Genomic DNA, 21,610 nt, shown 5'->3' on the forward strand with positions numbered 1-21,610 from the left:
GATTGACGCTCGCGGGCTTCCTCCCCGCCGTAGCTTAGAATGGCGGAAACCAGCCGTTCCCCCCGGACTTACCGCTCCTTTATGATCCGCCTTTACCATCAGAACCTCGCCTATCACCTGAGACGCGCGGCAGAGAATGCCCGATCGATTCTTATCGTGACGCCTTACGTCAAAATCCGCGCGATTGAGGCGATTATTCCGCACGGCATCCGGTTTGATGAGCTGACACTCGTGACACGCGGTGCGCCGGACGATTTCGCGAGCGGCATTTCGGATCTGGACGCGCTGGACGCGGTCTGGTCGCTCGGGGGTGAGGTCTACCGAATTCCGAATCTTCACGCGAAGTACTACCGCTTTGACCGGATCTTCTTCACGGGGAGCGCGAACCTCACGGGCCGCGGCATCGGCGTGGGGCTCGATCAGAAGTGGAATGACGAAGTACTCGCCTCTGACTTCACAAGCCGTGAGAGTCATGAGCTCGAACATGACTGGCGGATGGCCGCGGTACGGATTCCGCGGGACGCCGCGGGGGAACTCTGGGAATTTGTTGAAAGGCGGCGGCGCGAGGGGTTCCTTCCGGACTGGTTCCGCCGGTGGGCAGTCCAGGAAGCGGGCCCGCTCCCGGCGGGGTGGCTCCCCGCCTGCCCTTTCCCGAATCTGCTTTACGAAATCTTCCGGGGGCGCGATATCCGGGATCTGCTTCCGCGGGATACCGACGCCCGTTTTATCCAGAAGCTCGCGGCCGAGGATCTCGCGGCGCTCGTGCCTCCCCCGGCGCTCCGGTCACCGGAAGAAATGGATCTTTATATCGGAACGCGGCTCGCCGGAAGCCCGTTTCTGAAAACCATTCAGTCACTCTTCAGAACCGAAACCGGTCCGGGACGCCCCTTCCTCAGTTTCGGCGCGCTGAAAGAGATGGTGCGAAGCCCGGACTTTCAGGCGCATATCCGCGCGTATGACCAGGTGGAAGTGATCGCCCGCTGGCTTATCTACTTTCTCCCGGACACGTACTTCATCCCGTCCGGGCTTCCCTTCGCCCTCGGACGCCGGAAACGGATTCCGAATGGCTTCAGGACGGAAGATCAATAGAGACGTTTCAGGACTCAGGCTCCGTCACGTAAGCCTTGAACATGTCATAGATTTCAGCAGGAAGCGGCACGGGTTTCAGCTCAGCTTTCTTTACCGCCGCCACCTTAACGCGGCCGTCTGTGAGCAGCTCATCCCCCCGCCACACGGACTGATTGAGGACGACGCTCGCGCGGCCAAGCTTCTCCACCCGGGTCTTCACGGTGAGAAGATCCTCGAGCTGCGCCGCCCGCTTGTATTTGATTGAGAGCTCCGCGACCAGAATCACGATCCCCTGCTCCGCTTCGAGCTTCCTCTGATTCAGACCATCCGCTCTGAGCGCCTCGCTTCTCGCGCGCTCCATGAACTTGATGTAGTTCGCGTGGTACACCACGCCGCCCGCGTCCGTATCTTCCCACTGGACCCGGACCGGATACTCAAACACTTTGCTTTCAGACATCGGTCTATTTTCCTTTTGATACCTTCAGACAGAAGCGATCCCGGAGACCGCCGCTGCCTGATTTTTCAGCCGCTCCTGAGTATACGGTGTCAGGATCCGCTCGCTGCATCCATCCGGATTACCGGCTTTCAGTCTTCAGCAAAAAAATTAAGGCAGGAAACCTGAACGGCTTCCTGCCTGATACTTAAAAATCCTTTTCCCATCCCGAAGAGAAGTCTCCCGGGACGGCAAACAGATTCTTACGCCGGAATCACGAGGAGCGGAACAGAACCGTCCGCCGCCACACGGCTCGTGACGGAGCCGAGAATGACGGAGGCGACATTATCGCGGCCGCGGGTTCCCATGATGACGAGGTCGAGCTTCTCAGTCTTCGCGTAGTTCGCGATCTCGGTGCCCGGATCACCCGTCAGGGCCACTTCCGTCACCGGGAAGTTCGCCTGTTCAAAAATCGGGCGGATCGTCGACATGGCTTCCTTCTTCCCCTTCTCCTCGATTTCGGGGATCAGCTGCTGAATCTCATCCATATTCTTTTCAGCGGCTTCTCGCTCTGCCGGAATTTCAGGAAGCGGCACATCCGTCGGGTACTCGTACGCGATCGCTTCAGCCACATCCACCACCGTGACCACGCGGACATCCGGCTTTTCACCGAACATTTCGCGGTGGGCCACGATATAGCGGGCGGCGGCTTCGGAGTAAGGCGAACCGTCGACTGCCACACAGACCTTCAGTTCCTTGCCGGGTTCAGAGGTGTACTCGCTGCGGATCAGCATCACAGGCACCGTGGTGCGGGCGAGAACCGCCGTGGAGACGGAGCCAAGGAAGAGCTTCGCGAAGTCCGAGAGACCCCGGGATCCCATCACGATCAGATCCGCCTTCTCACGGTCCGCTTCTTCAGCGATCACCTGAGCGGGGTTTCCGATCACCACTTTTTCCTTAGTCTTCACATTCTTCAGAATGTCACGCACCTTCTTGAAGGCGGCTTCAGACTGGCGGTTGGTAGCGGCAGAACGCCGAAGCTTGAGTGCCGGAATCATCAGTTCGGCCGCCTTCTGCACATTGAGAACGCAAACCTCAGGATTAAAGTTCTGAAGCTCCGCGCGGCGCGCGATCACGTGCGCGGCATGGACACTGTATTCACTGCCATCAACCGGAAACAGAATTTTCATATTGGCTCCTTTTAGAGGCACAGCGCGGTCCGGCCTTCCTCCCTGTGCGGCCGGTTCCGCTTTTGCCTGGATACCCCGGAGCTATCTCACTGAAGTGATAGTTTCCTCTCCTGAAACACCTCGGGGCTATAAGAATCATTATATCTGTATTGCCCCGAAGTTCTTTTTTTTGTTATCCCGTGCGGCATACCGTCTTTTGCCGGTCACAGCCGCCGCTTTTCCGCTTAAACTGAGAGGTTATTGTTTGTTTTTCACGTCCCAGACAAGGAGAGACTTCCCATGAACCTTCGGCCTGAATTTCTGAGTCCTCTGAGAACACTGACCGGAATCGATTCACCGTCAGGCGACGCCGAAGGAGTCACGAAAGCGGGCGACGTGATGGAAGGGATTTTCAGAAAACTTGGCTGGGAAACCGATCGGCCTGAAGTCGGTTCCTACGGCCGCGCGTGTGTTTTCCGTAATCATCCGGAGTCAGAAACCGCTGACCTCATGCTCTGCGCGCATCTGGACACGGTGCACTCAAGAGGGAGCGCCGCGCGTTACCCCTTCAGAATCGATGAGGGCCTCGCCTTTGGTCCCGGTGTCGCGGATGACCGCTCGGGGCTCGCCGCCATCGCTGCGATCGCATCCGGTCTTCCCGCTGCCGTAAAAGACCGTCTTTCCCTTAAGGTTGTACTGACGCCCGCTGAAGAAATCACTCCGCGCGAACACGCTGAGTTTCTCCGTGAAGCGTCCCGCGGCGTTCCCGCCGCCTTCATTTTTGAGCCTGGACGGCCGGATGGCAGTTTTGTCAGGGCGCGGAAGGGGTCAAGCACCGTCCGGGTGGACTTCCACGGGGTGCCGGCGCACGCCGGAAACCGCCCCGAGGATGGGCGGAACGCGATCGACGCGATGGCTGCCGCGATACCGCAGCTGAAGCATCTGGCGTCTGAAATCGACGGCACAGCGATCAGCACCGGACTTGTCTCTGGCGGCACAACCGCGAACACAGTGGCTGAGCACGCCTCGGTCACGTTTGACCTTCGCTACGGCTCGGACAGGGACCGCGATGAGCTGATTTTCCGGATGAGGAAACTCTGCCTCACGGGGTTTGCGGACGGTGTGACATCAGACCTCAAAATCGAGAGTCTCGGTCCGGCGCTTCCGCTTTCCGCAGAGTCCGCGTCTCTGATCACGCTCATCAACCGGGCCGCCGCAACGCTTCGCCTTCCCTCCCCTGTCTGGGCTGAGGCGGGCGGCGCGTCTGACGGAAATGAGCTCGCGTCCTTCGGCGTCGCGGTGATCGATGCCCTGGCGCCCTCCGGCGGCCTGCTCCATAACCCGAATAAAGAGTATCTCGATCTCGCGACAGTCGAACCGCGTCTCCGCCTGATCGAAAAGGCGCTTGAGCTCCTCGCTTCCGCAAAGACCGGGGCGTCTCCCGCCCGATAAAAAACGGGAAGGCGTCTGAAACGCTTTCCCGTTCTGTGAAGCCGATACCAAACGCGGATCAGACGCCGTCAGGCGTCTTCCGGCTTTCGATCTTGATATCCTCTCCCCGCATCACGCCAAGGACCCAGCGAAGCCCGCGCGCAAGCCGCGCGGCCGGTTCATTGAAGTGACCGCCCCGCTCCCAGATCAGCGCCGTGGGAATTCCCGCTTCCCGGCTGAGCCCGGCAATCGCGGACGTGACTGAAGCGTTTTCCTTGAGGTAGGGGTTCCGGGAATGGCTCTCAGTGTCACCAAGCGACAGATACACCGCCTTCGGCGATCCCTTGATTCCCTGCTCCTTCGCGAACGGGAGGAACCCCGGGAACCAGAGAGAACCTGAGGCAGAAACGAGGTACGGGAAGTCGTCTGTCATGAAGAGCGAATAGGCGGAGAGAAGGCCGGACATTGAGTAGCCCGCGAGAATCAGCGTGGAGGGATCGAGGGCTAGGTGCTGCGATGCGAACGGAATCACTTCCTTCTCGAGAAACTCGAGATACTGAGGCGCGCCGCCCGTGAAGTGATCGGTTGAAGCGAGCACAGAGCCGTGAGCCCAGGGGGACAGGTCCTCTTCCCAGTGAAGATCGGAAATCGTGACCAGATTCACTTCCGGCGCGCCGAGATTCGCGAGCAGCTCGAGCACCGTTTTCCCCTGTTCCTGATACTGGGTCGAGAAAATGACAGGCACCGGATATTCGCTCTCCCGGTAGACCTTCACCGTGCGGCCTGAAAGCGCTTTGCTCACAACGTAAGCCATCTTCTAACCATCCTCCTTCATTTGGTCCTTTCATCGTAACGCAAAGCGCGCGGACGTCTGACACTGAGCCCTTTTTCCCCTCCCTATTTCGGGGAAAAACGCAGTATCCGCGAGAACACCCTGGAGCCGTCCTAAAATAGTCGGACATCATCGGGACGGGGCAGCTTCCCCATCCCTTATCAACTGGAGAACCCGACATGATTTCCGGCACGCTGTCCGAGTGGAAAAACCTGAAGTCCTATCTTCCTGAAGTCTTTTCGCGCGCTTTCGCTTACCTCGCGGCGCATGGCGGTGACCTCGAAACCGGGCGTCACGAAATTGAAGGTTCGGCATTTTACGTGAATGTTGAGGAAGGGATGACGCGCCCCGCTTCAGACCGAAAGTTTGAGGCTCACGCACGCTATATCGATATTCAGCTGCTGCTTGAAGGGGACGAGCGTCAGGACTTCATTACCCACGCGAACCACCTGACACCCACAGATGACCGGCTTGAGCGTGACGACATCGCTTTTTACCCGGATCTGGATCCGGCAGAAACCGTGACGATGAAGCCTGGTGACTTCGCGATCTACTTCCCGGGAGAGCGCCACGCGCCGAACCTCGCGGTCACGGGCCCTGCCATGCATAAGAAGGCGGTGTTCAAGATCCGGGCGGATCTCGCGGAACTCTGATTACCGGTATTCTCATCCGGATACACGAAGGGCGGCTTTTCAGCCGCCCTTTCTTATGCCATGACCGCGCGCCGCCGGAATTATGTCTCCGTCACCACGAGCACAGCCTTCACACGCCCAAGCACCTCTGTTTCAGGCGGCATGGCGCTCGCCGGGTCATCCTCAAGCCCCCGCATGAGGCGCGGTTTCCCATCCGGCTTAAACGTGTAGCGTCCGATCCGCTTCACGCCGTTATCCTGCACGAGGTAGAAGCCTTCCGCCTGAGCGGTCTTCACGCTCCGGTCAACGATAAGAACGGAGCCGATCGGGATCAGCTGCCCAAGCGCCGGATTATCCATCCGGTAAGCGCTGATCGAGCCCGGTTTCAGCCCGAACGACTCAATAGCGGATTTCGACAGCCGGACTGACTGCAGCACCCCTTCGCCGCGCGACGGGATGAGCGGCTCAACCGTCAGCTCCTCTTCAGACTTGGAGGGAGCGCCTGTGGTTCCGTTCACGAGTGACCGAGCCGGAAGTCCAAGCAGCTTCTCAAGCGCAACAATCTTATCTCTGGTCGGGCAGCTTGCCCCTGTCATCCAGCGCGATACCGCCGCCTTCGACACATCCATCGCCCGCGCGATTTCTGTCTGGTTATAGCCGCTGCCCTGAATAGCATCATTTACACGCGCAAGGCGTTCAGCGCGAAGCCCTTCTGTTGTGGCCATAATTCACTCCCCACTTCTATCAGGACAGCCTCCGCCTCTCCTCCGCGGCTGTGTGTTTGCCGCGGTCCGGTGAGCAGACCGACGCAGGAGAAACTCTCCCGCGGTTCTGCTCATCCGGCCGATGACGGATGACTGCATAGTTCTTTCATTCTTTCTTATATGGGGCTCATTCTCTGGAGCCGAAGCTGAACAAAAATCCGGGCAATGAAGCTCGCGCCACAACCCGCGCGAATTAACCGGAGACTCTCTTTTTGTCTACCTATATTTTACAACAAGTTGACGATTTAAGTGGGTTTCAATTATTTTTACTTACTGTTTAACTTAATTTTTTTTATTTTTTCGTATCACATGTAAATTTGACTAAGTTTTGACTACGGACATCTTTTTTCAACATTTAAGCCAAATTTACTGACGCGGAATCTGACATGCATCCTCCAGCCTCTCACTTCGGAAAAAAGGTGAGGATTCCGGATCCCACAAACTGAATTCCGATTGAAATCAGCAGAAAACCCATGATCTTGGTGAGGACCCGGGTACCGGATGGACCCAGCGCCTTTGAGCAGGAATCCGCTCCCCGCATGACGGCCCAGGTGAGGAAGGAGGAAAGCGCCGCAGCCGCGGTCACCGCGGCAAACATCGCGGCTTTCGTCTGGAGACCGTCCGCCTCCGCGATCTGAGTGGAGAAACCGATTACCACGGCAATCGTCCCGGGGCCCGCGATTCCCGGCATCGCGAGCGGGAAGAACGCGCATCCGTCGCTCCCTTTTTCACCGTGCTCTGAATCGTTCGGCGTCTTCACGCCAAACAGCATCTGATTTCCGATCACGGCTACCACAAAGCCGCCCGCGATCCGCATCGCTCCGTAAGAAATGCCGAAAAACGAGAGCAGGAGATTACCAGCGACGAGACTTGCCACCATGATGAAAAACGCGTCGAGCGCGGCGTGAGCCGCTTCGCTCCGGCGCCGCCCCGAGCTCCAGCCTTCCGTGAGACTGAGGAAAAGCGGGATTTTGGTGAGCGGATTCGTGATGACGACCAGTGACACGAGCGCCCCGAGAAAAAAGGATGAGGTAATAGCGGATTCCATACGGCCAGCTTTTTCAGGTTTTATCGACAGAATCATCGGCTATTCCGTTTAATTACGCAAATTGACTGTTAAAAAATGATATTTTTAACAGTAATAAACATGTAATAAAGAACTATCTGTACCTGCCCCGTTTTCTTAAGTGATCAGAATCGCTCTGTTCCTCAGCTTCAGAATGTGTAGGATCAAGAAGTGACTTGACCATGCGTTGAAGAAGGAACCGGTATGGCTGGATTTCTGAATCGGATAGCAGAAGGACTTTTCTTTGAAACTGACCGCCGGCGGTACTGGGACCATCGGCAGTTCGGTCTCGAGGGAGAAACCTTCGAGACACCGGGGCCCAATGGCTCTGTCATCTCCGGACTGTGGCTTAAGGCGCTGCCGCAGGATGGGAAACCGCTCCAGGGCACGGTGCTCTACGCTCACTGCTGTACACGGAACATGGGCTTTCACCTGCCTCAGGTTTCCTGGCTCGTTCCGTCTGGGTGGAATGTGATCCTCTACGATCCGGAGGAAACCGGCCGCTCCACCGGGAAACTCACGCTGAACGGCATGGTGGATGATGCGGAGGCGGTTTACCGCTACGCGCGGGATGTGCGCAGCGTATCCGCGGATAAACTCGTGCTTTTCGGTCAGGGCCCCGGGGGCGACGCGCTGCTCAGGCTTCTGAGACGTCACCCAGATGGCGCCGCCGCGATCATTCTTGAGGCTGTGACGGCAACGCACCGCGGCTGGATGATCCGCCGTTACGGTCCCGGAGTCGGTCATCTCGGAGCCAGACTTCTGCCGGATTCCGTTTCAGAGGATCCGATTGACGCGCTGCGGGAAGTGAAAATCCCTGTCGCTTATCTGTATCCGGGGCGGGATGACTCGGTCCCTGAAAAAGAGATGGATGACATGCTGAAGGCTCTGCCCGAAAACCGGGAAATCTGGATGGCACTGAAGGAGAAACATCTGACGTCCTTCGGGTATCCGACCGAGTGGCGTGACCGGTTCCTCAATTTCGCCGCGAAGGCTATCATCCGATAATCTAAGGCCTAAAGAGGGAGAGCAGTGGCGGTTGTTCCCTCTCGCTCCCCTCGTCTGCCCCCGGCGCCTCTTCTCTTTATTCCGTCTTTTCTCCCCGGGCAGCATCTGTCGCCGCCTTCAGGTTCTTCTTCGCGCAGGCCCAGACCGAGAGCGCGATGAGAAGCGACGCGGCACCGCCGAGAGACACCATCACCCAGCCGCCATAATCCCAGAGCACCGCGGCGAGCGTTGATCCAAAAGCCGCGAAAATAAAGTTATTCACGACAAACGCGGTGTTCAGCCGGCTCCTCGACTTCGGGGCAAGCAGGAAGAGCGTGGTCTGATTCAGAATGCCGATTCCCTGGAATGAAAGCGACATCAGAAGCGCCGCCAGTACGACGAGAATAATGGAGTGACTCCCCAGAGAAGAGACGAGCATGGCCGCAACCCCCAGCGCGATAAAGCACCCCTGCGCCGGAATACCGACACCCCGGTCCATGAGCCCGCCCACCTTCGCGGCAATCAGAGCGCCCGCGACGCCCACGAGACTCACGAGCCCGATCTCGAGTGTGTTGTAGCCAAAGGGCGGAGCGGCAAGAAGGAAAGTAATCGCGGTCCAGAAGAGCTGCAGCGCGCAGAAGCCAAAGCCTCCGATCAGCAGCACCGGTCCGACATTCTTAACCCGGCGGGCCTCCGTGAAGACAGAAAGGATCAGTTTCGGGTACGGCATCCTCACGCCGCCCGGGGCAGTCGGAATCCGCTTTCTTAACGCGAAGATGAGGATGATATTCAGAACGGCCGCAACAATATAGATAGAACGCCACCCCGCGAGATTCGCAATAAAGCCGCTCACGGTCCGGGCAAACAGAATGCCGACCACAACGCCGGATGTCACAATGCCGACAATCCTACCGCGGTCCTGCGGAGCGGCAAGGCCGCCCGCCATCGGAAGAATCACCTGCCCTGACACGGTCGTAAAACCGACCAGCGCAAGTGACAGCCCCAGCACGCCGAAGTGAGGCGCGAAGGCCGCGATTACAAGGGACACCGCGCAGAGCGCGAGAAGCGTGGTGACAAGTTTTCTGCGGTTTGCCATGTCGCCGAGCGGGACGAGGAGCAGAATGCCGAGCGCGTACCCCACCTGAGTGGCTGTCATCAGATGACCGCCGACCGACGCCTGCACGCCGAAATTTTCCGCGATCCGAGCGAGAAGCGGCTGCGTCCAATAGAGATTTCCAACCGCAACGCCCGCGGCTGCCGCGAAAAGCAGCGCGTCCGCCGTGGTGAGGCCCTGCTCCTCAGTTTTTTCTCCGGCCATATTCCGCAGTCCTTTAGGATTTAATTTTCTTTCCGACATTATGCGACTGACCGGATCTGAGGACAGAGCTTAGAGACAGAAAAAGGGCGGGAATATCTTCCCGCCCTTCAAAACACTGAGGTTCCGTTTATCGTCCGATGCCAGGAAAAAAGAAGGGAGAGGAGAAGTTCCCGATTATTTTCCAATCCTCCCCTCCCCGGCCTCCCTGGATTACCGGAGACAAACCATGTTTCTTAGTAAAGAATCCCCGCGATGCCGAGACCGGTCGTCACCGCCACAATCGTCGCAACAAGACCCGGAATCATGAAGGAATGGTTGAGAACGTATTTGCCGATGTGCGTCGTTCCGGATCCGTCAAACGCGATGGCGGCGACCAGAGACCCATAGGTCGGAATGAAGAAGTAGCCATTCACTGCCGGGAACATACCGATCAGCGTCTGAGGCGGAATCCCGAGAGCAGCGCCAAGAGGCATCACAGCGCGGGCCGTGGCGGCCTGCGAGTAGAGCAGCACGGAAACGAAGAAGAGCACGAAGGCAAAGGTCCAGGGCATCGCCTGAGCAATACCGCCGACCGCGGCAAGAAGATCCGCCTTATTGGCACCGACAAAGGAGTCACCGAGCCAGGCCAGACCGAAAATGCCGATCATGGCCACCACGCCGGCGCGCATCGTCGGGGTCTTCACGATATCGTCCACTTTCGGGCGGCAGGTCACAAGAATCGCCGCAGCGTTCACGAGCATGAAGATTTCAAGAACGGTCGCCATACCGAGCGGCTTGGTTTCCCCGCGAAGCGTACGGAGTTCCGGAATCAGGCCGGAGGCCACCGCGATCGCGACAAAGACGAGGAACACAATGGCGGAACGCTTGGCGTGAGGCTTCAGCACCTTATTCGCTCCATTCGGATCCGGCATCTTCACAAGCCCCGCCTTCACGCGGGCCTGGAATTCAGGATCATCAGCGAGGTCTTTTCCGAGGAACATGGAGACAAAACCCGCCACGATCACGCCGAGCAGCGTCGAAGGAACGCAGATCGCGAGAATCTGGGCAAGACCGAAACTCGTCCAGTTATAGGCCGCGAACATGCCGAGCATGGCCGCCGTGGCTGCCGAGACCGGGGATGCCGTAATGGATTGCTGAGAGGCAATCGTGGCCACCGCCATCGGGCGTTCCGGACGGATACCAGCCGACATCGCAACTTCATAAATCACGGGCTGCAGCGGATACACCACATGTCCGGTTCCAGCGAGGAAGGTAAAGAGCCAGGTCACCAGCGGGGCAAGAATCGTAATGTACTTCGGATTCGCACGAATAATTCTTTCTGCCACCGACACCAGAAAATCGATGCCTCCGGCCGCGTCCATCGTCGCGGCTGCTGTCACAACAGCAAGAATGATCAGCAGCACATCAACCGGCGGGGCGGTCGGCTTCACGCCGAAAAGGACCGCGATCAGGAACAGACCGACGCCGCCCCAGATACCGAGACCAACACCGTTAAACCGCGCGCCGATAAAAATCACGGCAAGCACGATCACGAGCTCAATCCAGAAAAATATTGACATAGATGACATGGAACCGCTCCGGGAGGTTTAGACCTGCGACCCTCCCTAAAACGTTCCCTCCTCTCTCTTGGTTGCTTTGGAAGGGCGGTGGTTCGAACTCCTCCGCCTCGTTCTCCTGTTCTTCCCGACCGGGTGTCCGAAGTCCAGGCCGTGTCTGTTACCCAGGCCCCGGACCCTCACAGGGATACTCGTCATCTACCCACTCCCTATCCCTGAATAAGTAAAATGACTTAAGTAAATTATTGGAGATCATCAGGAGGCGGTAAAGGTTCATAGCCGTCCAATAAGTGGTCAGATTCAGCCACTTAACAGGTTTTTGAACTCGGCGGGAGCAGACTCAGAGAGAGGAGGAGGACGCCATGAAGAAAATCGAGAACCTCGAAAATCTCCGCGTATTCTGCGAAATTGTTGAAACCGGAAGCGCCCGTGAAGCCTGCGAAAAGCTTCATATTGAGCCAAGTAACGCCTTCCGGATCATCCGCGCGATGGAAAAGGAACTGAAGTCAAAATTCTTCGATCGAAGCCAGCGTCCGATGAAGCTGACACCGGAAGGCAAGCGCTACTACAGCTACGTCTTCAGAATCCTGCAGCTTGAGGAAGAGCTCGAGGAAGAACTGACTGACTCTGCTGATTCACTTACCGGTCCGATTCATGTCGCCTCTACCGCCGGGTTCCGTGAAAGCCTGATTGTTCCTTCCGCGGTCGAGTTCCAGATGAAGCATCCGGGAATTTCGATTGAAGTGAAAGATATGGTGTCCGGTGTTTCCGAATTTCTGACCACACCGGATAACGAGTCAAACGATATTGTCTTCATGTACCGGCCGTCAGACGAACTTCCTGAAGGCGCCATTCTCCGCGACTGCGGCCCGATGCATTTCATCGCCTGTGCGTCTCCTGCCTACCTGACACAGCAGGGAGAGCCTGAGCGGCCGTCTGACTGTATGCGTCACACGGGACTCCTCCTCAGACTTCCGAACCGAACCTCGGTTTCCTATCTCTCCAAAAACGGCGTGACAGAAAAGCTCGACTGGAAGCAGACTATGGCATTTACGAGTCAGGTAAACGCTCGTGACGCACTCCTTCTAGGCGCCGGCATCGTACCCGACATGGCGTTTGATCAGTGTGTGGACTATCTGAAAGACGGCCGTATTGTCCCCGTGATGCGGGGATGGACGAGACCGCCGCGGCACTGCTGCGTGATCACAACAGAAAAGGCACTCCGGAAAAAGCGCGTCAGGCTCTTCGCTGACTGGCTGACTGTCCGCGCGACGAAATACACGGACGAAATGAATAAGGCCTTTTTCTCATTCCCGAGAAAAGGCCTCTGAGCGGCAAAGCCCGGATAGGTTTCTATCCGGGCAATTTTCACAGACGTGACTCAGTGATATCCGTCGACGCGGCGATCACTTCCTGAGACTCAAAGTCTTCGAGCCGATTCTTCACGGTATCAATGACCGCGCGGAGCGTCTGGCTCCCGATCACCATCCGGAGAGTCTCCTTTCAGTCCGTTATCAGAGCGAGGAGAGGAAAGTCCTGACGCGGCGGCGGAGCGCTTCACCGCCCTCAGCTGCCGTTGATCCGGTCACCGCGAGACCTGATGTGACACGCGCTTTCGGAGCGAGCCGCTTCACGCTCCCGACTGTTGCACCGATGCCGCTTCCTTCATGCGTACAGAACGGAATCACCGTCTTGCCTGAGAGATCCGCGGATTCAAGAAACGTCTTCACCGGCATCGACATTTCGCCCCACCAGATCGGGTATCCGATAAAAAGAACATCGACATCAGCCATATCCGGAACCGGGTGCTTCAGCGCCGGCCGGCAGTCTTCCTTCAGTTCCTTCGCCGCCTGATCGGTGCAGGCCCGATAGTCATCGGGGTAAGCCGCCGCGGGTTCAATCGCGTACACCGAGCCCCCGGTTTCTTCCGCGATCACGTCCGCGAGTTTCGCCGTGTTGCCCACCTTAAGCGGCACAATCGACCCCGACACCCAGTTCATGCCGGGGCGCGAAAACCGTGCCACAGCAACCTTCTTTCCGTTGAAATCCATACTGAAATTCCTCCTGATTATTTCTGATAGCCCAGGCGCTTAAGCCAGGCAGTGATCTCAGGCTCCACCGGTTCGTTTCTCGCGAAACGCGTCCCGAGAATGCCAAGCCCCTCGCGGACTGCCGCCCTCTTCTGGAACGACCGGACGAGATTCGCCGTATCCCCGATCCCGCTTCCTTCATGAGTCACAAACGGGACGATCGTTTTCCCTGCGCAGTCAAGCTTTGAAAGCACGCCCCGCACGATATACGGCATCTCGCCGTACCAGATCGGGTGCCCCCAGAAGATCACGTCGTAGCCCCGGATATCAGGGATCGCTTTCGCGTCTCTCGCCTTTCCTGCCGAACGTTCCTCACGCGCGATCGCTGTGGTCTTCCGGTAGTCAAACGGATAAGGCGTTACCGGTTCGATCCTGAAGAGCGGAGCATCCAATGTCTTAGCGATGATCTTCGCGAACTTTTCCGTGTTCCCCACCGGAAGGTTCACCATGTCGCCTGAGACATAGTTCATGCCGGGCCGAGAAAAATAGGCAACCAGAATTTTCGGAGCCTTCGCCTTGGAGACCGGCTTCGCTGAGGCTCCGAAACTCAGGACTCCCGGGACCGCGAACGCGACCCCTGCTTTTAATAATGACCTTCTCTTCATGCCTTTCCCCCACTTCCCGGCTGCTTTTATCCTCATCCGGTCCACGGAGAAAACTGTAGCCCCGGGGCTCCCCAATGGGTTACGGGGAAATTTCTGTTTTACTTGCTTATTTTTATCAGTCCTGAAAAGCCTCTAAACCTTTTCTCTCTACTATTAAAATGATCAGAGCCTTATTTCCCCAGTCAGAAAATCCCTCATGAATAACGCTGATTACGCCGAGCATCTGCGCTCAATCGCATCACTTCACATGAAGCTGCTTCCGGAAGCCGGAGAAAGCCGCACGCTCTGCGGTGTCACGCTGCACCGGCGCGATGAATCGAACTGCGCCGCCACCTGCTCGGCTCACCCCGGAATGGGGCTCCTCGTGCAGGGAGCGAAACGTGCCCTGATGGGCGGAAAAACAGTGGAATACACGGCGGGTGAATGCCTCGTGGTCGGTGTCGACATGCTCGACAGCTTCCAGGCGATCGGTGCGACCCATGAGACACCGTTTCTTGGCGTGTCATTTGATCTTGAGGAGGATGAGGTCGTGAAGATCACGTCCGAAATGGACGCCTGCGGCATTCCGATCCCGAAGCGGGCTGACGCGGAGGATCTCTCCGGAGCCGCCTGGATCATGCAGCCGGATATCAAAGTGATTGACGCCTACGCGAAACTCGTGGAACTCTTCGAAACGCCGGAAGAAGCCCCGATTCTCGCCCCGCTTATCCAACGCGAAATCATCTTCCGGTTCCTTGTGAGTCAGGGCGGAGCCGCCTTCCGGCAGATCTTCACGGTCGGCGCCCCGGAGTACCGTATCCGTAAGGCCGCCTTTGAAATCCGGAAAAATCTCCGCAATTCCATTGACTTCCGTGAGCTTGCGAAGAGCATCGGCATGAGTCAGCCGACGTTCTACCGGTATTTCCGCGAGGTCACCGGACAGTCACCGCTCCAATACCAGAAATCACTCAAACTCCAGGAAGCCCGAAGAGCGATACTCTCAGGACTTCCAGTAGCTCAGACGGGTTACGAATTTGGATACGAATCTCCCGCGCAGTTCTCGCGCGACTACCGAAGCCAGTTCGGTCTCAGCCCGCGCGGCGACTTCGAGCAGTTCCGGAAAGGCGAGGCGTTCTGGCGCAAGAATGCCGCGAACGGCAGCTGGCCTGAGAGCCTGGAAGAAGCGCAGAAAAATACCTACCGGGCCATCAGCTAAGCGCAGGATAAGTTTTTCAGAAGAAACTCAGAACTGAAACCGCATCAATACCAAGGAGAACCCGATTATGGCTTTTTATGGAAGCGCCAAGGGCGCGTCGTTCGAGGATCAGATCCGGTTGCTTCACACGGCTGAAGTGAAAGGCTCTGAGGAGTACTACGTGTTGATCGCCCAGGCGCGCGAACACGGTCTCAACGACCTCGCGGACGCCATGCAGGCCAACGCGAACGAAGACGCGGCGCACGGCGGCCGTTACGCTTCCATGCTCGGCGAAGGCGTGAGCGCTGAGGACGCCATCTGGGATCGTGCCCGGGCTTTCTGGCAGGCTGAGGCGAGCGCCCGTCCCGCGCTTCAGTCGATCGCGGATAAAGTCCGTGCAGCCGGCCGCGACGATATCGCGGACGCCATCGAAGACACCATTCCTGAGGAAGAAGGACACGCGAAACGACTCGAGGCGGTCTTCAAGGCTCACGGAAAGACGCTGAAGTAAAAGGCGTTTTCTTTCTCTCATAAGCAAAGCGGGAAGAGGTCCAAAGACCTCTTCCCGCTTGTTTTTCATCGGTTTTCCCGATCAGCGCTTCCGTCTGTACGACCGGTGCTCGGTCATCACGCCGAGAATCCGGATATTGCCTTCGGTCGAGTGAAGCACCGGATAGAGATTGTTGCTCGGCAGAAGATCGAATTCCGTTTTTCCGGAAACGGGATCCGTTTTCGGAGAGTACTGCATAAACACTGCTCTGCCGGCACCCGACGGGAGAGCGGCCACGCAGCCCCCCGCGGCCGGCGCTATCGGCTCAATAATCACGATGTCACCCGCGGTGAAATGCGGTTCCATCTGCGTATCCTCGATTCTGAGCGCAAAGGAACCTTCCGCCATTCGGTGATCCGTAAGAGTCCAGCCCGCGGGCTCATCCTCTTTGCCGCGGCTTCTTGAGGCCACCTCTTCACCCGTCAGCACCGGTATCCGGTTCGGATGAATCGCGCTGTCAATATCGGTTTCAATCTCGTGCGTAAAGGAAGCCGCTTTTCTCGCGAAAGCCGCGAGTTCCGGGGAGAAGTCATCAATCGCGCAGCCAAGCCCTTCGGCAAACTTCACCGCCGCGGCGAGGCTCACCGGCCGACGGCCCAGGAGCAGCTGATTCACCATGCCGGCTGTGCCGATACCATAACGCTCACCGAACTCCCGCTGGGAGATTTTTGAACGCTTCAGAAATACGGCTCTGAGCCGATCGTTATCGCTCGTCATGCCGGGCGCCTCTGACTTTCGTAATTGTTAACACTTCTATAATATCAAATTTAGGTGCCTGATATCAATTCCTCACAGAGTCACTCGGCGGACTTTTATCCGTGGTGAATTATCAAATCAAGTGCAAAGTTACTGAATAAAAGACTTCAGCCGGACACTTCCAATTGAGACGTTTTCTGGGTCTGAAATTCAGAGCATTGAACCGTTTCTGAACTTCTGCCTGAGAAATTTTATCGATACTCATTCCTTTTGGGAAAAAGTCTCTAAGAAGTCCGTTTGTATTTTCATTACTTCCTTTCTCCCATGGATGATGAGGCAAGCAGAAATACACTTTGGTTCTGAGATCTTTCTCCAGTTTTTCAGCCCAGGAAAATTCTTTTCCGCGATCTACGGTAATCGTACGCAGATCCTTATCTGACAGAGATTTCTCAATTACGGCAGACACATCGGCCGCAGTCTTGGAAGCGGTTTTCCCGCCACAGAGAAAGCCGGACTTCCTATCGACCAGAGTCGTGAGGCAGGCTCCGCCCTTTTTTCCGATGACGGTATCGCCTTCCCAATCCCCCAGGCAAGATCTGTTCTGAGCTTCCAGGGGTCGCTCTTCAATGCTGTGAGTGATCTGGATCTTTCCTCGCCTCTCGGTCATGCCTTTACGGTGACGCGTTTTACCGTGGTGTCGCAGGTGTCGGGACATCTTTCGGCCATCCACAAAGCGATCCAGAAAGCCAGAATTGATTCCTCGGTAGATTGTCGTGGCGCTGATCCTTAGATTCGGCAGCTCCTTTCTGAGACGGTATTGAATCTGCTCCGGAGACCAGAATTTCTTAACCAGCAGATTTGAGACAATCCTTGTCAGCAACGAGTCAGACTTCAGAATGTTTCTCTTTCCGCAATGCTTTCTCTGTCTCTGATATCGGGCCTGCGCGGCACAGGGATCATAGGCAGCTGAAGCCCCATCCTGGGCCGATACAGCCTTGTTTCGCTTCAGTTCGCGGGAGATCGTAGAAACATTTTTCCCAATCGCACATGCAATTTCAGACAGGGATTTGCCTGAAATCGTTAAAGCCGAAATAAATACTCTGTCCCGAAGAGTAAGATGATAATAGTGGCTCATGAGCTCCCTCTATAGTTATCTTGACAATCTCTATTATGGAAGCTTTATGGGCCACTATTCTTTTCTCAGGCTTTGCACTTGAAGTGATAATTCGCCGTTAAAATATTTCAGATCTACTTTGGAGCGCCGACAAGCCACGGCTGCACAGGCATCGGCGTAGGTTCCTGTAGTGTCTTTCCGGTTTCCCATTTGGCCGCGGCACGGGCTTTGCCGGAAATCGAAACCACATCAATCCGCCATACCGCGAGCGCCCCGAGCCGGTTGGTAAACTGAATCGCGTTCCGGGCATCAGAATTCCCGGGAGCGTGACGCCTCACCATGGCAACCATCGCCTCCGCGCGCTCTGCCGGATCCGTAACGATTGATGCCGTGCCTTCCACAATCGCGCTCGCGTAGTCAACCGTATAAAGCTCCGGAACCGTCAGTTCCTTTCCGATGTAGGTCAGAGATACCCTGCGGTTCATCTTCATGTTGTCTGATTTCCGGCCGCCCGGTTTTCCGGTCGCATGGAAGTAAATCCTCTTCCGATCAGCCGCGACAGGAGTGATAGGAACCCCATAGGGGTTTCCCTCATCATCAACCGTGGCGAGCACCGCGTGATCAGTCCCCTCCACGACCTCCCAGGCCTGATCCACGGTGAGTTCACGCTCTTTCCGCCTCATCGGGCGGCCTGATGTACTGCCGTTCTGTTCTTTCATATTCACGAAATCTTTACGGTGTATACGTTAAGCATAGCCTTTGGGTATGCTATAGGGTCGAAAGCAAAGCTCTACAAGTTTGCGATGTCTTCTTTCTGATTTTAAGTTTCCCGGGACTGTTTTCCTCTTCGGGAATACGGGTAAGGTCAACACCTCATGGAGTCGGAAACGAAGGCTTTAAAACCTTTCATAACTACAAAATGTTCAGCATCATCAAAGCCTCGGATATCACGGCCTGGTTCCTCGGCAGATCGGGCCGTGTTATGACGAAGGCGACACTCTCGTCGCTCTTCTACCTGTCGGAACGCCGCTCGCTGCTCGAGCGGGGGCTTCCGCTTACGGGAGGAACTCTGGTTTCTCTCCCGGAGGGGACTGCTGTCCTTGAAATCAAGGAGCTACTCGAGTCCACGAAACCGCCGCTCGCCTGGCTGACCCGTATCGGGAACCTTCCGGACGGCCGTTTGAAGCTGGATCTGAGAAGGCAGCCTCCGGCGCTCCCCGGGAGTGACACCCGAATTCTTGAAAGGGCGATCGAAGAGCTCGGATCGCTCCCCCTGCCCTTCTTCGGCTCTCCCGCTCAGATCCGGGCTTATTACCCCGAGTGGATTGAGCCTGATGGAGCTGATCCCGTACCGATCACGGCTGAAGCTCTCTTCGCCGCGCACGGGAAACCCTTTGACCGCAGCCGCTTTCCCCACGGCTGAACCCTGAAAAAAAGTTTCCGCTCCCGCTTCGCCCTATAATCAGCCCGCCCGGTCTGCTGACCCAATCACTGATATAAGAGGAGCGCAATTCAATGACGGATTCCCACGCAAAGCTTTTTGAGCCTTTCACTCTGAATAACGGTGTCACGCTGCAAAGCCGGCTTGTCATTGCCCCTCTGACACTTTACTGCCAGAACCCGGACGGAACGGTCAGTGAAGCAGAACGCGATTTCATTTCAAGCCGCGGCCGGAATTTCGGCATGGTGATCCATGGCGCGACGCTCGTAAGCGATAACGGCCAGGGCTTCCCCGGCCAGCCCCGCGCGATCCGTGATTACGACCTCCAGGCCCTGAAGGAGCGCGTCCGTCTGACGCACGCGAACGGCTCTCTCGCCATTGCGCAGATCCACCACGCCGGGATTCTCGGGAATCCGGCTTTTCTTCGTGATCATGTTCCGGTGGGGCCGAGTGAAAACGAAGAGCGCGGCGCTCGGGCTCTGATGCCTCCTGAAGTAAAAGCGATCATCCGGGCCTTCGCCCACGCGGCAGAACTCTGCCTCGTCGCGGGGTACGACGGCGTTGAAATCCACGGCGCCAACCGCTATCTCATTCAGCAGTTCTATTCCGGCGCGACCAATCACCGCACGGACGAATGGGGCGGCTCAAACGAAGCCCGCATGCGGTTCCCGCTCGCGGTGCTCGACGCCGTGCTCCGCGTAAAGGAGCGCTCCGGAAAGAAGAATTTCATCATCGGTTACCGCCTGTCGCCTGAGGAACCTGAAGAAGTCGGTATCACGATGAAGGAAACACTCGCCCTTATTCAGGAACTTATCAAGCGCGATATCCAATACATCCACGTGTCTGAGAAGGAATTCTTCCAGAACGCCCGCCGGGGCGCTGATGAAACCCGCTCAAGGCTTGACCTGATTCACGAAGCGATTGCGGGGAAGACCGCTCTGATCGGTCTCGGGAACCTCTTCACGGGGGATGACTTTGATAAGGCGATCGGCACCGGCTGGGTTGAACTCGCCGCCACAGGGCGCGCCGTCATGCTGAACCCGGATCTCGCCACGCTGATCCGCGAGGGACGCGATTCCGAGATTCAGACAAAGCTCGACCCCGTGAAGGAAGCGGCTTACCACTGCCCGAAGGTGCTCTGGCCCCGTCTCCCGCAATAACTCAACTGAATTCCACTCTAAAAAGCCCGGCCGTTCTACTGAACTCCGGGCTTTTTCTTCTCTTTACCGGTTGAGAGAAAGCCTCACGGCTCGTAGTACCCGCGTCTACTATTACCGGGAACGCCGGAAACACGGACTCTCAAGCAGTTCCTCCGGCTTTTGAATGAAAAAGGTTCCCTTTATGGCAAACGATTACAGCAATCTCTTTCTTCCTTACACCCTGAATAACGGCGTCACGGTCCCGAACCGGCTCGCGGTCGCCCCGCTCACGCTCTACTGTCAGAACCCGGATGGAACGGTGAGCGACGATGAACGCGATTTTCTGAAGCATCACGGCGAAGGTTTCGGACTCTATGTAACCGGTGCGACGCTCGTCGACGCCGGAGGCCAAAGCTTCTACAGACAGGCCCGGGCGCTCTCAGAGGCTGATCTTCCGAGCCTCCGGGAAAGAGTGGAAATCGTCCGGTCGCTCGGTGCGATCCCGATCGCGCAGCTGTTCCACGGCGGGATCCTCGCTAACCCCGACTTCCTCCCGGACCGTCAGCCGCGGGGACCTTCCGCTACGCCGGACGGGAAGGCGTCAGAACTAACCGAAGCTGAGATTGAGTCACTGATTCAGAAGTTCGCTTACGCGGCTGAACTCTGCATGAAGGCGGGATACGCCGGCGTCGAAGTGCACGGAGCCGGTCCTTTCCTTCTTCCGCAGTTCGTGTCAGAAGCCACGAACAGAAGAACGGATCGCTGGGGCGGGTCACTGGAAAACCAGCTTCGGTTCCCGCTCGCGGTGCTGGACACCGTCATTGATGTCAAAAAAAAGGCTGGACAAAAGGATTTCATCATCGGCTACCGGATCACGCCTGAGCAGCCGGGTGAAAAAGGCATCACGATGAAAGAGACCCTCGCCGCAGTGTCTGAGATCGTCAAGCGTCCGATTCAGTATCTCCATGTGTCGCAGCAGAACTTCTTCCATGCGGTCCGACGCGGGGCCGACACCTCAAAGTCCCGGATGGAACTGATTCACGAAGCCGTGGCGGGACGCACTGCCGTGATCGGAGCCGGGGAGCTTGTGACCGGGGCAGATTTTGAACGCGCGGTGTCTTCCGGCTGGACGGAATTCGCGGCCGCCGGGCAATCTGTCATGCTGAACCCGGATCTCGCGCGCCTTGTCCGTGAGGGACGGGATGACCTGATCGATCGATTCCGCGATGAATCCAAAAATGACAGCTACCACCTTCCCAAGGTGCTCTGGCCCTGGGTTCCGGACAAAGACGGCCCCGCGAAGCTTCCGTAAATAACCTCTTCGGAAAAGCCTCCCGGCATCACTGCCCGGAGGCTCTTTTTTTACCCGGAATTCAGAAAGTTAAGGTGTGAAAAAATTAATTAAAAATAACGATGTAATGTTTTTAATCATTTATCGATCTACGGATTTCATTAAAAACAGCATAACTATCATAAAATTTTCGTTATCTTCATTGATATTTTTAATTGAGAAGCGGAATCATTATTTATAAAATTTTGTTTAAT

The 21,610-nt window shown here is 56.8% G+C and carries 22 protein-coding genes; 10 read left to right on the plus strand and 12 right to left on the minus strand.

The features are described from left to right. Window positions 1-81: 81 nt before the first annotated feature. Window positions 82-1,089 carry a phospholipase D-like domain-containing protein gene (locus tag M4NBBH2_RS08290; protein ID WP_116270486.1) on the plus strand — a complete coding sequence of 336 codons (1,008 nt, stop codon included), beginning with the start codon at window positions 82-84 and terminating at the stop codon, window positions 1,087-1,089. A gap of 7 nt (window positions 1,090-1,096) precedes the next feature. Here the strand turns inward: M4NBBH2_RS08290 and ybgC are convergent, their stop codons facing one another. After that, window positions 1,097-1,525: a tol-pal system-associated acyl-CoA thioesterase gene (ybgC, locus tag M4NBBH2_RS08295; protein WP_116270487.1), complete on the minus strand. Its 429-nt coding sequence runs from the start codon at window positions 1,523-1,525 to the stop codon at window positions 1,097-1,099. A gap of 239 nt (window positions 1,526-1,764) precedes the next feature. Continuing rightward, on the minus strand, window positions 1,765-2,691 hold the full coding sequence (locus M4NBBH2_RS08300; protein WP_116270488.1) for a universal stress protein: 927 nt from the start codon (window positions 2,689-2,691) through the stop codon (window positions 1,765-1,767). Window positions 2,692-2,970: 279 nt separating this feature from the next. Here M4NBBH2_RS08300 and M4NBBH2_RS08305 point away from each other — a divergent pair, with 279 nt between their 5' ends. After that, window positions 2,971-4,122, plus strand: a complete 1,152-nt coding sequence (locus tag M4NBBH2_RS08305) for a M20/M25/M40 family metallo-hydrolase (protein WP_116270489.1) — start codon at window positions 2,971-2,973, stop codon at window positions 4,120-4,122. A gap of 58 nt (window positions 4,123-4,180) precedes the next feature. Here M4NBBH2_RS08305 and M4NBBH2_RS08310 read toward each other — a convergent pair whose 3' ends face one another. After that, complete coding sequence (locus tag M4NBBH2_RS08310) at window positions 4,181-4,915, minus strand: alpha/beta hydrolase-fold protein (protein WP_116270490.1); 735 nt, start codon at window positions 4,913-4,915, stop codon at window positions 4,181-4,183. Between the two features lie 197 nt (window positions 4,916-5,112). Here M4NBBH2_RS08310 and M4NBBH2_RS08315 point away from each other — a divergent pair, with 197 nt between their 5' ends. Continuing rightward, the gene (locus M4NBBH2_RS08315) at window positions 5,113-5,586 is read left to right on the plus strand and encodes a NanQ anomerase/TabA/YiaL family protein (protein WP_116270491.1); all 474 of its coding nucleotides are present in this window, start codon (window positions 5,113-5,115) and stop codon (window positions 5,584-5,586) included. A gap of 80 nt (window positions 5,587-5,666) precedes the next feature. On the opposite strand, the gene M4NBBH2_RS08320 is transcribed toward M4NBBH2_RS08315, so the two are convergent. Then, window positions 5,667-6,290: a helix-turn-helix domain-containing protein gene (locus tag M4NBBH2_RS08320; RefSeq protein ID WP_022443879.1), complete on the minus strand. Its 624-nt coding sequence runs from the start codon at window positions 6,288-6,290 to the stop codon at window positions 5,667-5,669. A gap of 442 nt (window positions 6,291-6,732) precedes the next feature. After that, window positions 6,733-7,377, minus strand: coding sequence for a MarC family NAAT transporter (locus M4NBBH2_RS08325; RefSeq protein ID WP_116270633.1), 645 nt, complete (start codon window positions 7,375-7,377; stop codon window positions 6,733-6,735). Between the two features lie 222 nt (window positions 7,378-7,599). Here M4NBBH2_RS08325 and M4NBBH2_RS08330 point away from each other — a divergent pair, with 222 nt between their 5' ends. Then, entirely contained in the window at window positions 7,600-8,403 is an 804-nt protein-coding gene (locus tag M4NBBH2_RS08330) for an alpha/beta hydrolase family protein (RefSeq protein ID WP_116270492.1), read from the plus strand. Window positions 8,404-8,479: 76 nt separating this feature from the next. Here the strand turns inward: M4NBBH2_RS08330 and M4NBBH2_RS08335 are convergent, their stop codons facing one another. Both M4NBBH2_RS08335 and M4NBBH2_RS08340 read right to left on the minus strand, forming a co-directional pair. Then, entirely contained in the window at window positions 8,480-9,700 is a 1,221-nt protein-coding gene (locus M4NBBH2_RS08335; protein ID WP_170135124.1) for an MFS transporter, read from the minus strand. Window positions 9,701-9,933: 233 nt separating this feature from the next. Beyond that, window positions 9,934-11,259, minus strand: coding sequence for an anaerobic C4-dicarboxylate transporter family protein (locus M4NBBH2_RS08340; protein WP_116270494.1), 1,326 nt, complete (start codon window positions 11,257-11,259; stop codon window positions 9,934-9,936). Window positions 11,260-11,618: 359 nt separating this feature from the next. Between M4NBBH2_RS08340 and M4NBBH2_RS08345 the strand changes: the two genes are divergently transcribed. Further along, window positions 11,619-12,587, plus strand: a complete 969-nt coding sequence (locus M4NBBH2_RS08345) for a LysR family transcriptional regulator (RefSeq protein WP_116270495.1) — start codon at window positions 11,619-11,621, stop codon at window positions 12,585-12,587. A gap of 183 nt (window positions 12,588-12,770) precedes the next feature. Here the strand turns inward: M4NBBH2_RS08345 and M4NBBH2_RS08350 are convergent, their stop codons facing one another. Together M4NBBH2_RS08350 and M4NBBH2_RS08355 are read right to left on the minus strand one after the other, a co-directional pair. Beyond that, window positions 12,771-13,307 (minus strand): flavodoxin, encoded by a 537-nt coding sequence (locus tag M4NBBH2_RS08350; RefSeq protein WP_116270496.1) that lies wholly within the window; start codon window positions 13,305-13,307, stop codon window positions 12,771-12,773. Between the two features lie 17 nt (window positions 13,308-13,324). Further along, complete coding sequence (locus M4NBBH2_RS08355; protein WP_170135125.1) at window positions 13,325-13,951, minus strand: flavodoxin; 627 nt, start codon at window positions 13,949-13,951, stop codon at window positions 13,325-13,327. A 196-nt stretch (window positions 13,952-14,147) separates the two neighbouring features. Between M4NBBH2_RS08355 and M4NBBH2_RS08360 the strand changes: the two genes are divergently transcribed. After that, complete coding sequence (locus tag M4NBBH2_RS08360; protein WP_116270498.1) at window positions 14,148-15,146, plus strand: AraC family transcriptional regulator; 999 nt, start codon at window positions 14,148-14,150, stop codon at window positions 15,144-15,146. Window positions 15,147-15,213: 67 nt separating this feature from the next. Beyond that, on the plus strand, window positions 15,214-15,636 hold the full coding sequence (locus tag M4NBBH2_RS08365; protein WP_116270499.1) for a ferritin family protein: 423 nt from the start codon (window positions 15,214-15,216) through the stop codon (window positions 15,634-15,636). Between the two features lie 81 nt (window positions 15,637-15,717). Here M4NBBH2_RS08365 and M4NBBH2_RS08370 read toward each other — a convergent pair whose 3' ends face one another. From M4NBBH2_RS08370 to M4NBBH2_RS08380, 3 genes are all read right to left on the minus strand, one after another. Next, complete coding sequence (locus M4NBBH2_RS08370; protein ID WP_116270500.1) at window positions 15,718-16,392, minus strand: S24 family peptidase; 675 nt, start codon at window positions 16,390-16,392, stop codon at window positions 15,718-15,720. A 112-nt stretch (window positions 16,393-16,504) separates the two neighbouring features. After that, the gene (locus M4NBBH2_RS08375) at window positions 16,505-17,506 is read right to left on the minus strand and encodes an IS30 family transposase (protein ID WP_116270501.1); all 1,002 of its coding nucleotides are present in this window, start codon (window positions 17,504-17,506) and stop codon (window positions 16,505-16,507) included. Between the two features lie 113 nt (window positions 17,507-17,619). Further along, on the minus strand, window positions 17,620-18,204 hold the full coding sequence (locus tag M4NBBH2_RS08380; RefSeq protein ID WP_116270502.1) for a pyridoxamine 5'-phosphate oxidase family protein: 585 nt from the start codon (window positions 18,202-18,204) through the stop codon (window positions 17,620-17,622). A gap of 200 nt (window positions 18,205-18,404) precedes the next feature. Here M4NBBH2_RS08380 and M4NBBH2_RS08385 point away from each other — a divergent pair, with 200 nt between their 5' ends. The 3 genes from M4NBBH2_RS08385 (at window position 18,405) to M4NBBH2_RS08395 (ending at window position 21,377) form a co-directional block, all read left to right on the plus strand. Beyond that, window positions 18,405-18,908, plus strand: a complete 504-nt coding sequence (locus M4NBBH2_RS08385) for a Panacea domain-containing protein (RefSeq protein ID WP_116270503.1) — start codon at window positions 18,405-18,407, stop codon at window positions 18,906-18,908. Window positions 18,909-19,000: 92 nt separating this feature from the next. Then, window positions 19,001-20,086, plus strand: a complete 1,086-nt coding sequence (locus M4NBBH2_RS08390) for an NADH-dependent flavin oxidoreductase (protein WP_116270504.1) — start codon at window positions 19,001-19,003, stop codon at window positions 20,084-20,086. A gap of 163 nt (window positions 20,087-20,249) precedes the next feature. Continuing rightward, window positions 20,250-21,377, plus strand: a complete 1,128-nt coding sequence (locus M4NBBH2_RS08395; RefSeq protein ID WP_116270505.1) for an oxidoreductase — start codon at window positions 20,250-20,252, stop codon at window positions 21,375-21,377. Window positions 21,378-21,610: the final 233 nt, after the last annotated feature.

Source organism: Mesosutterella multiformis (assembly GCF_003402575.1).
GTDB lineage: Bacteria > Pseudomonadota > Gammaproteobacteria > Burkholderiales > Burkholderiaceae_F > Mesosutterella > Mesosutterella multiformis.

Bases quoted from the DNA above. Each gene is read 5' to 3' on its own strand.
- M4NBBH2_RS08330 (WP_116270492.1), top strand. From the start codon at position 7,600: ATGGCTGGATTTCTGAATCGGATAGCAGAAGGACTTTTCTTTGAAACT.
- M4NBBH2_RS08290 (WP_116270486.1), top strand. From the start codon at position 82: ATGATCCGCCTTTACCATCAGAACCTCGCCTATCACCTGAGACGCGCG.
- M4NBBH2_RS08375 (WP_116270501.1), bottom strand. From the start codon at position 17,506: ATGAGCCACTATTATCATCTTACTCTTCGGGACAGAGTATTTATTTCG.
- M4NBBH2_RS08305 (WP_116270489.1), top strand. From the start codon at position 2,971: ATGAACCTTCGGCCTGAATTTCTGAGTCCTCTGAGAACACTGACCGGA.
- M4NBBH2_RS08310 (WP_116270490.1), bottom strand. From the start codon at position 4,915: ATGGCTTACGTTGTGAGCAAAGCGCTTTCAGGCCGCACGGTGAAGGTC.
- M4NBBH2_RS08300 (WP_116270488.1), bottom strand. From the start codon at position 2,691: ATGAAAATTCTGTTTCCGGTTGATGGCAGTGAATACAGTGTCCATGCC.
- M4NBBH2_RS08320 (WP_022443879.1), bottom strand. From the start codon at position 6,290: ATGGCCACAACAGAAGGGCTTCGCGCTGAACGCCTTGCGCGTGTAAAT.
- M4NBBH2_RS08350 (WP_116270496.1), bottom strand. From the start codon at position 13,307: ATGGATTTCAACGGAAAGAAGGTTGCTGTGGCACGGTTTTCGCGCCCC.
- M4NBBH2_RS08395 (WP_116270505.1), top strand. From the start codon at position 20,250: ATGAAAAAGGTTCCCTTTATGGCAAACGATTACAGCAATCTCTTTCTT.
- M4NBBH2_RS08355 (WP_170135125.1), bottom strand. From the start codon at position 13,951: ATGAAGAGAAGGTCATTATTAAAAGCAGGGGTCGCGTTCGCGGTCCCG.
- M4NBBH2_RS08340 (WP_116270494.1), bottom strand. From the start codon at position 11,259: ATGTCAATATTTTTCTGGATTGAGCTCGTGATCGTGCTTGCCGTGATT.
- M4NBBH2_RS08390 (WP_116270504.1), top strand. From the start codon at position 19,001: ATGACGGATTCCCACGCAAAGCTTTTTGAGCCTTTCACTCTGAATAAC.
- M4NBBH2_RS08380 (WP_116270502.1), bottom strand. From the start codon at position 18,204: ATGAAAGAACAGAACGGCAGTACATCAGGCCGCCCGATGAGGCGGAAA.
- M4NBBH2_RS08370 (WP_116270500.1), bottom strand. From the start codon at position 16,392: ATGACGAGCGATAACGATCGGCTCAGAGCCGTATTTCTGAAGCGTTCA.
- M4NBBH2_RS08345 (WP_116270495.1), top strand. From the start codon at position 11,619: ATGAAGAAAATCGAGAACCTCGAAAATCTCCGCGTATTCTGCGAAATT.
- ybgC (WP_116270487.1), bottom strand. From the start codon at position 1,525: ATGTCTGAAAGCAAAGTGTTTGAGTATCCGGTCCGGGTCCAGTGGGAA.
- M4NBBH2_RS08365 (WP_116270499.1), top strand. From the start codon at position 15,214: ATGGCTTTTTATGGAAGCGCCAAGGGCGCGTCGTTCGAGGATCAGATC.
- M4NBBH2_RS08335 (WP_170135124.1), bottom strand. From the start codon at position 9,700: ATGGCCGGAGAAAAAACTGAGGAGCAGGGCCTCACCACGGCGGACGCG.
- M4NBBH2_RS08315 (WP_116270491.1), top strand. From the start codon at position 5,113: ATGATTTCCGGCACGCTGTCCGAGTGGAAAAACCTGAAGTCCTATCTT.
- M4NBBH2_RS08360 (WP_116270498.1), top strand. From the start codon at position 14,148: ATGAATAACGCTGATTACGCCGAGCATCTGCGCTCAATCGCATCACTT.
- M4NBBH2_RS08325 (WP_116270633.1), bottom strand. From the start codon at position 7,377: ATGGAATCCGCTATTACCTCATCCTTTTTTCTCGGGGCGCTCGTGTCA.
- M4NBBH2_RS08385 (WP_116270503.1), top strand. From the start codon at position 18,405: ATGTTCAGCATCATCAAAGCCTCGGATATCACGGCCTGGTTCCTCGGC.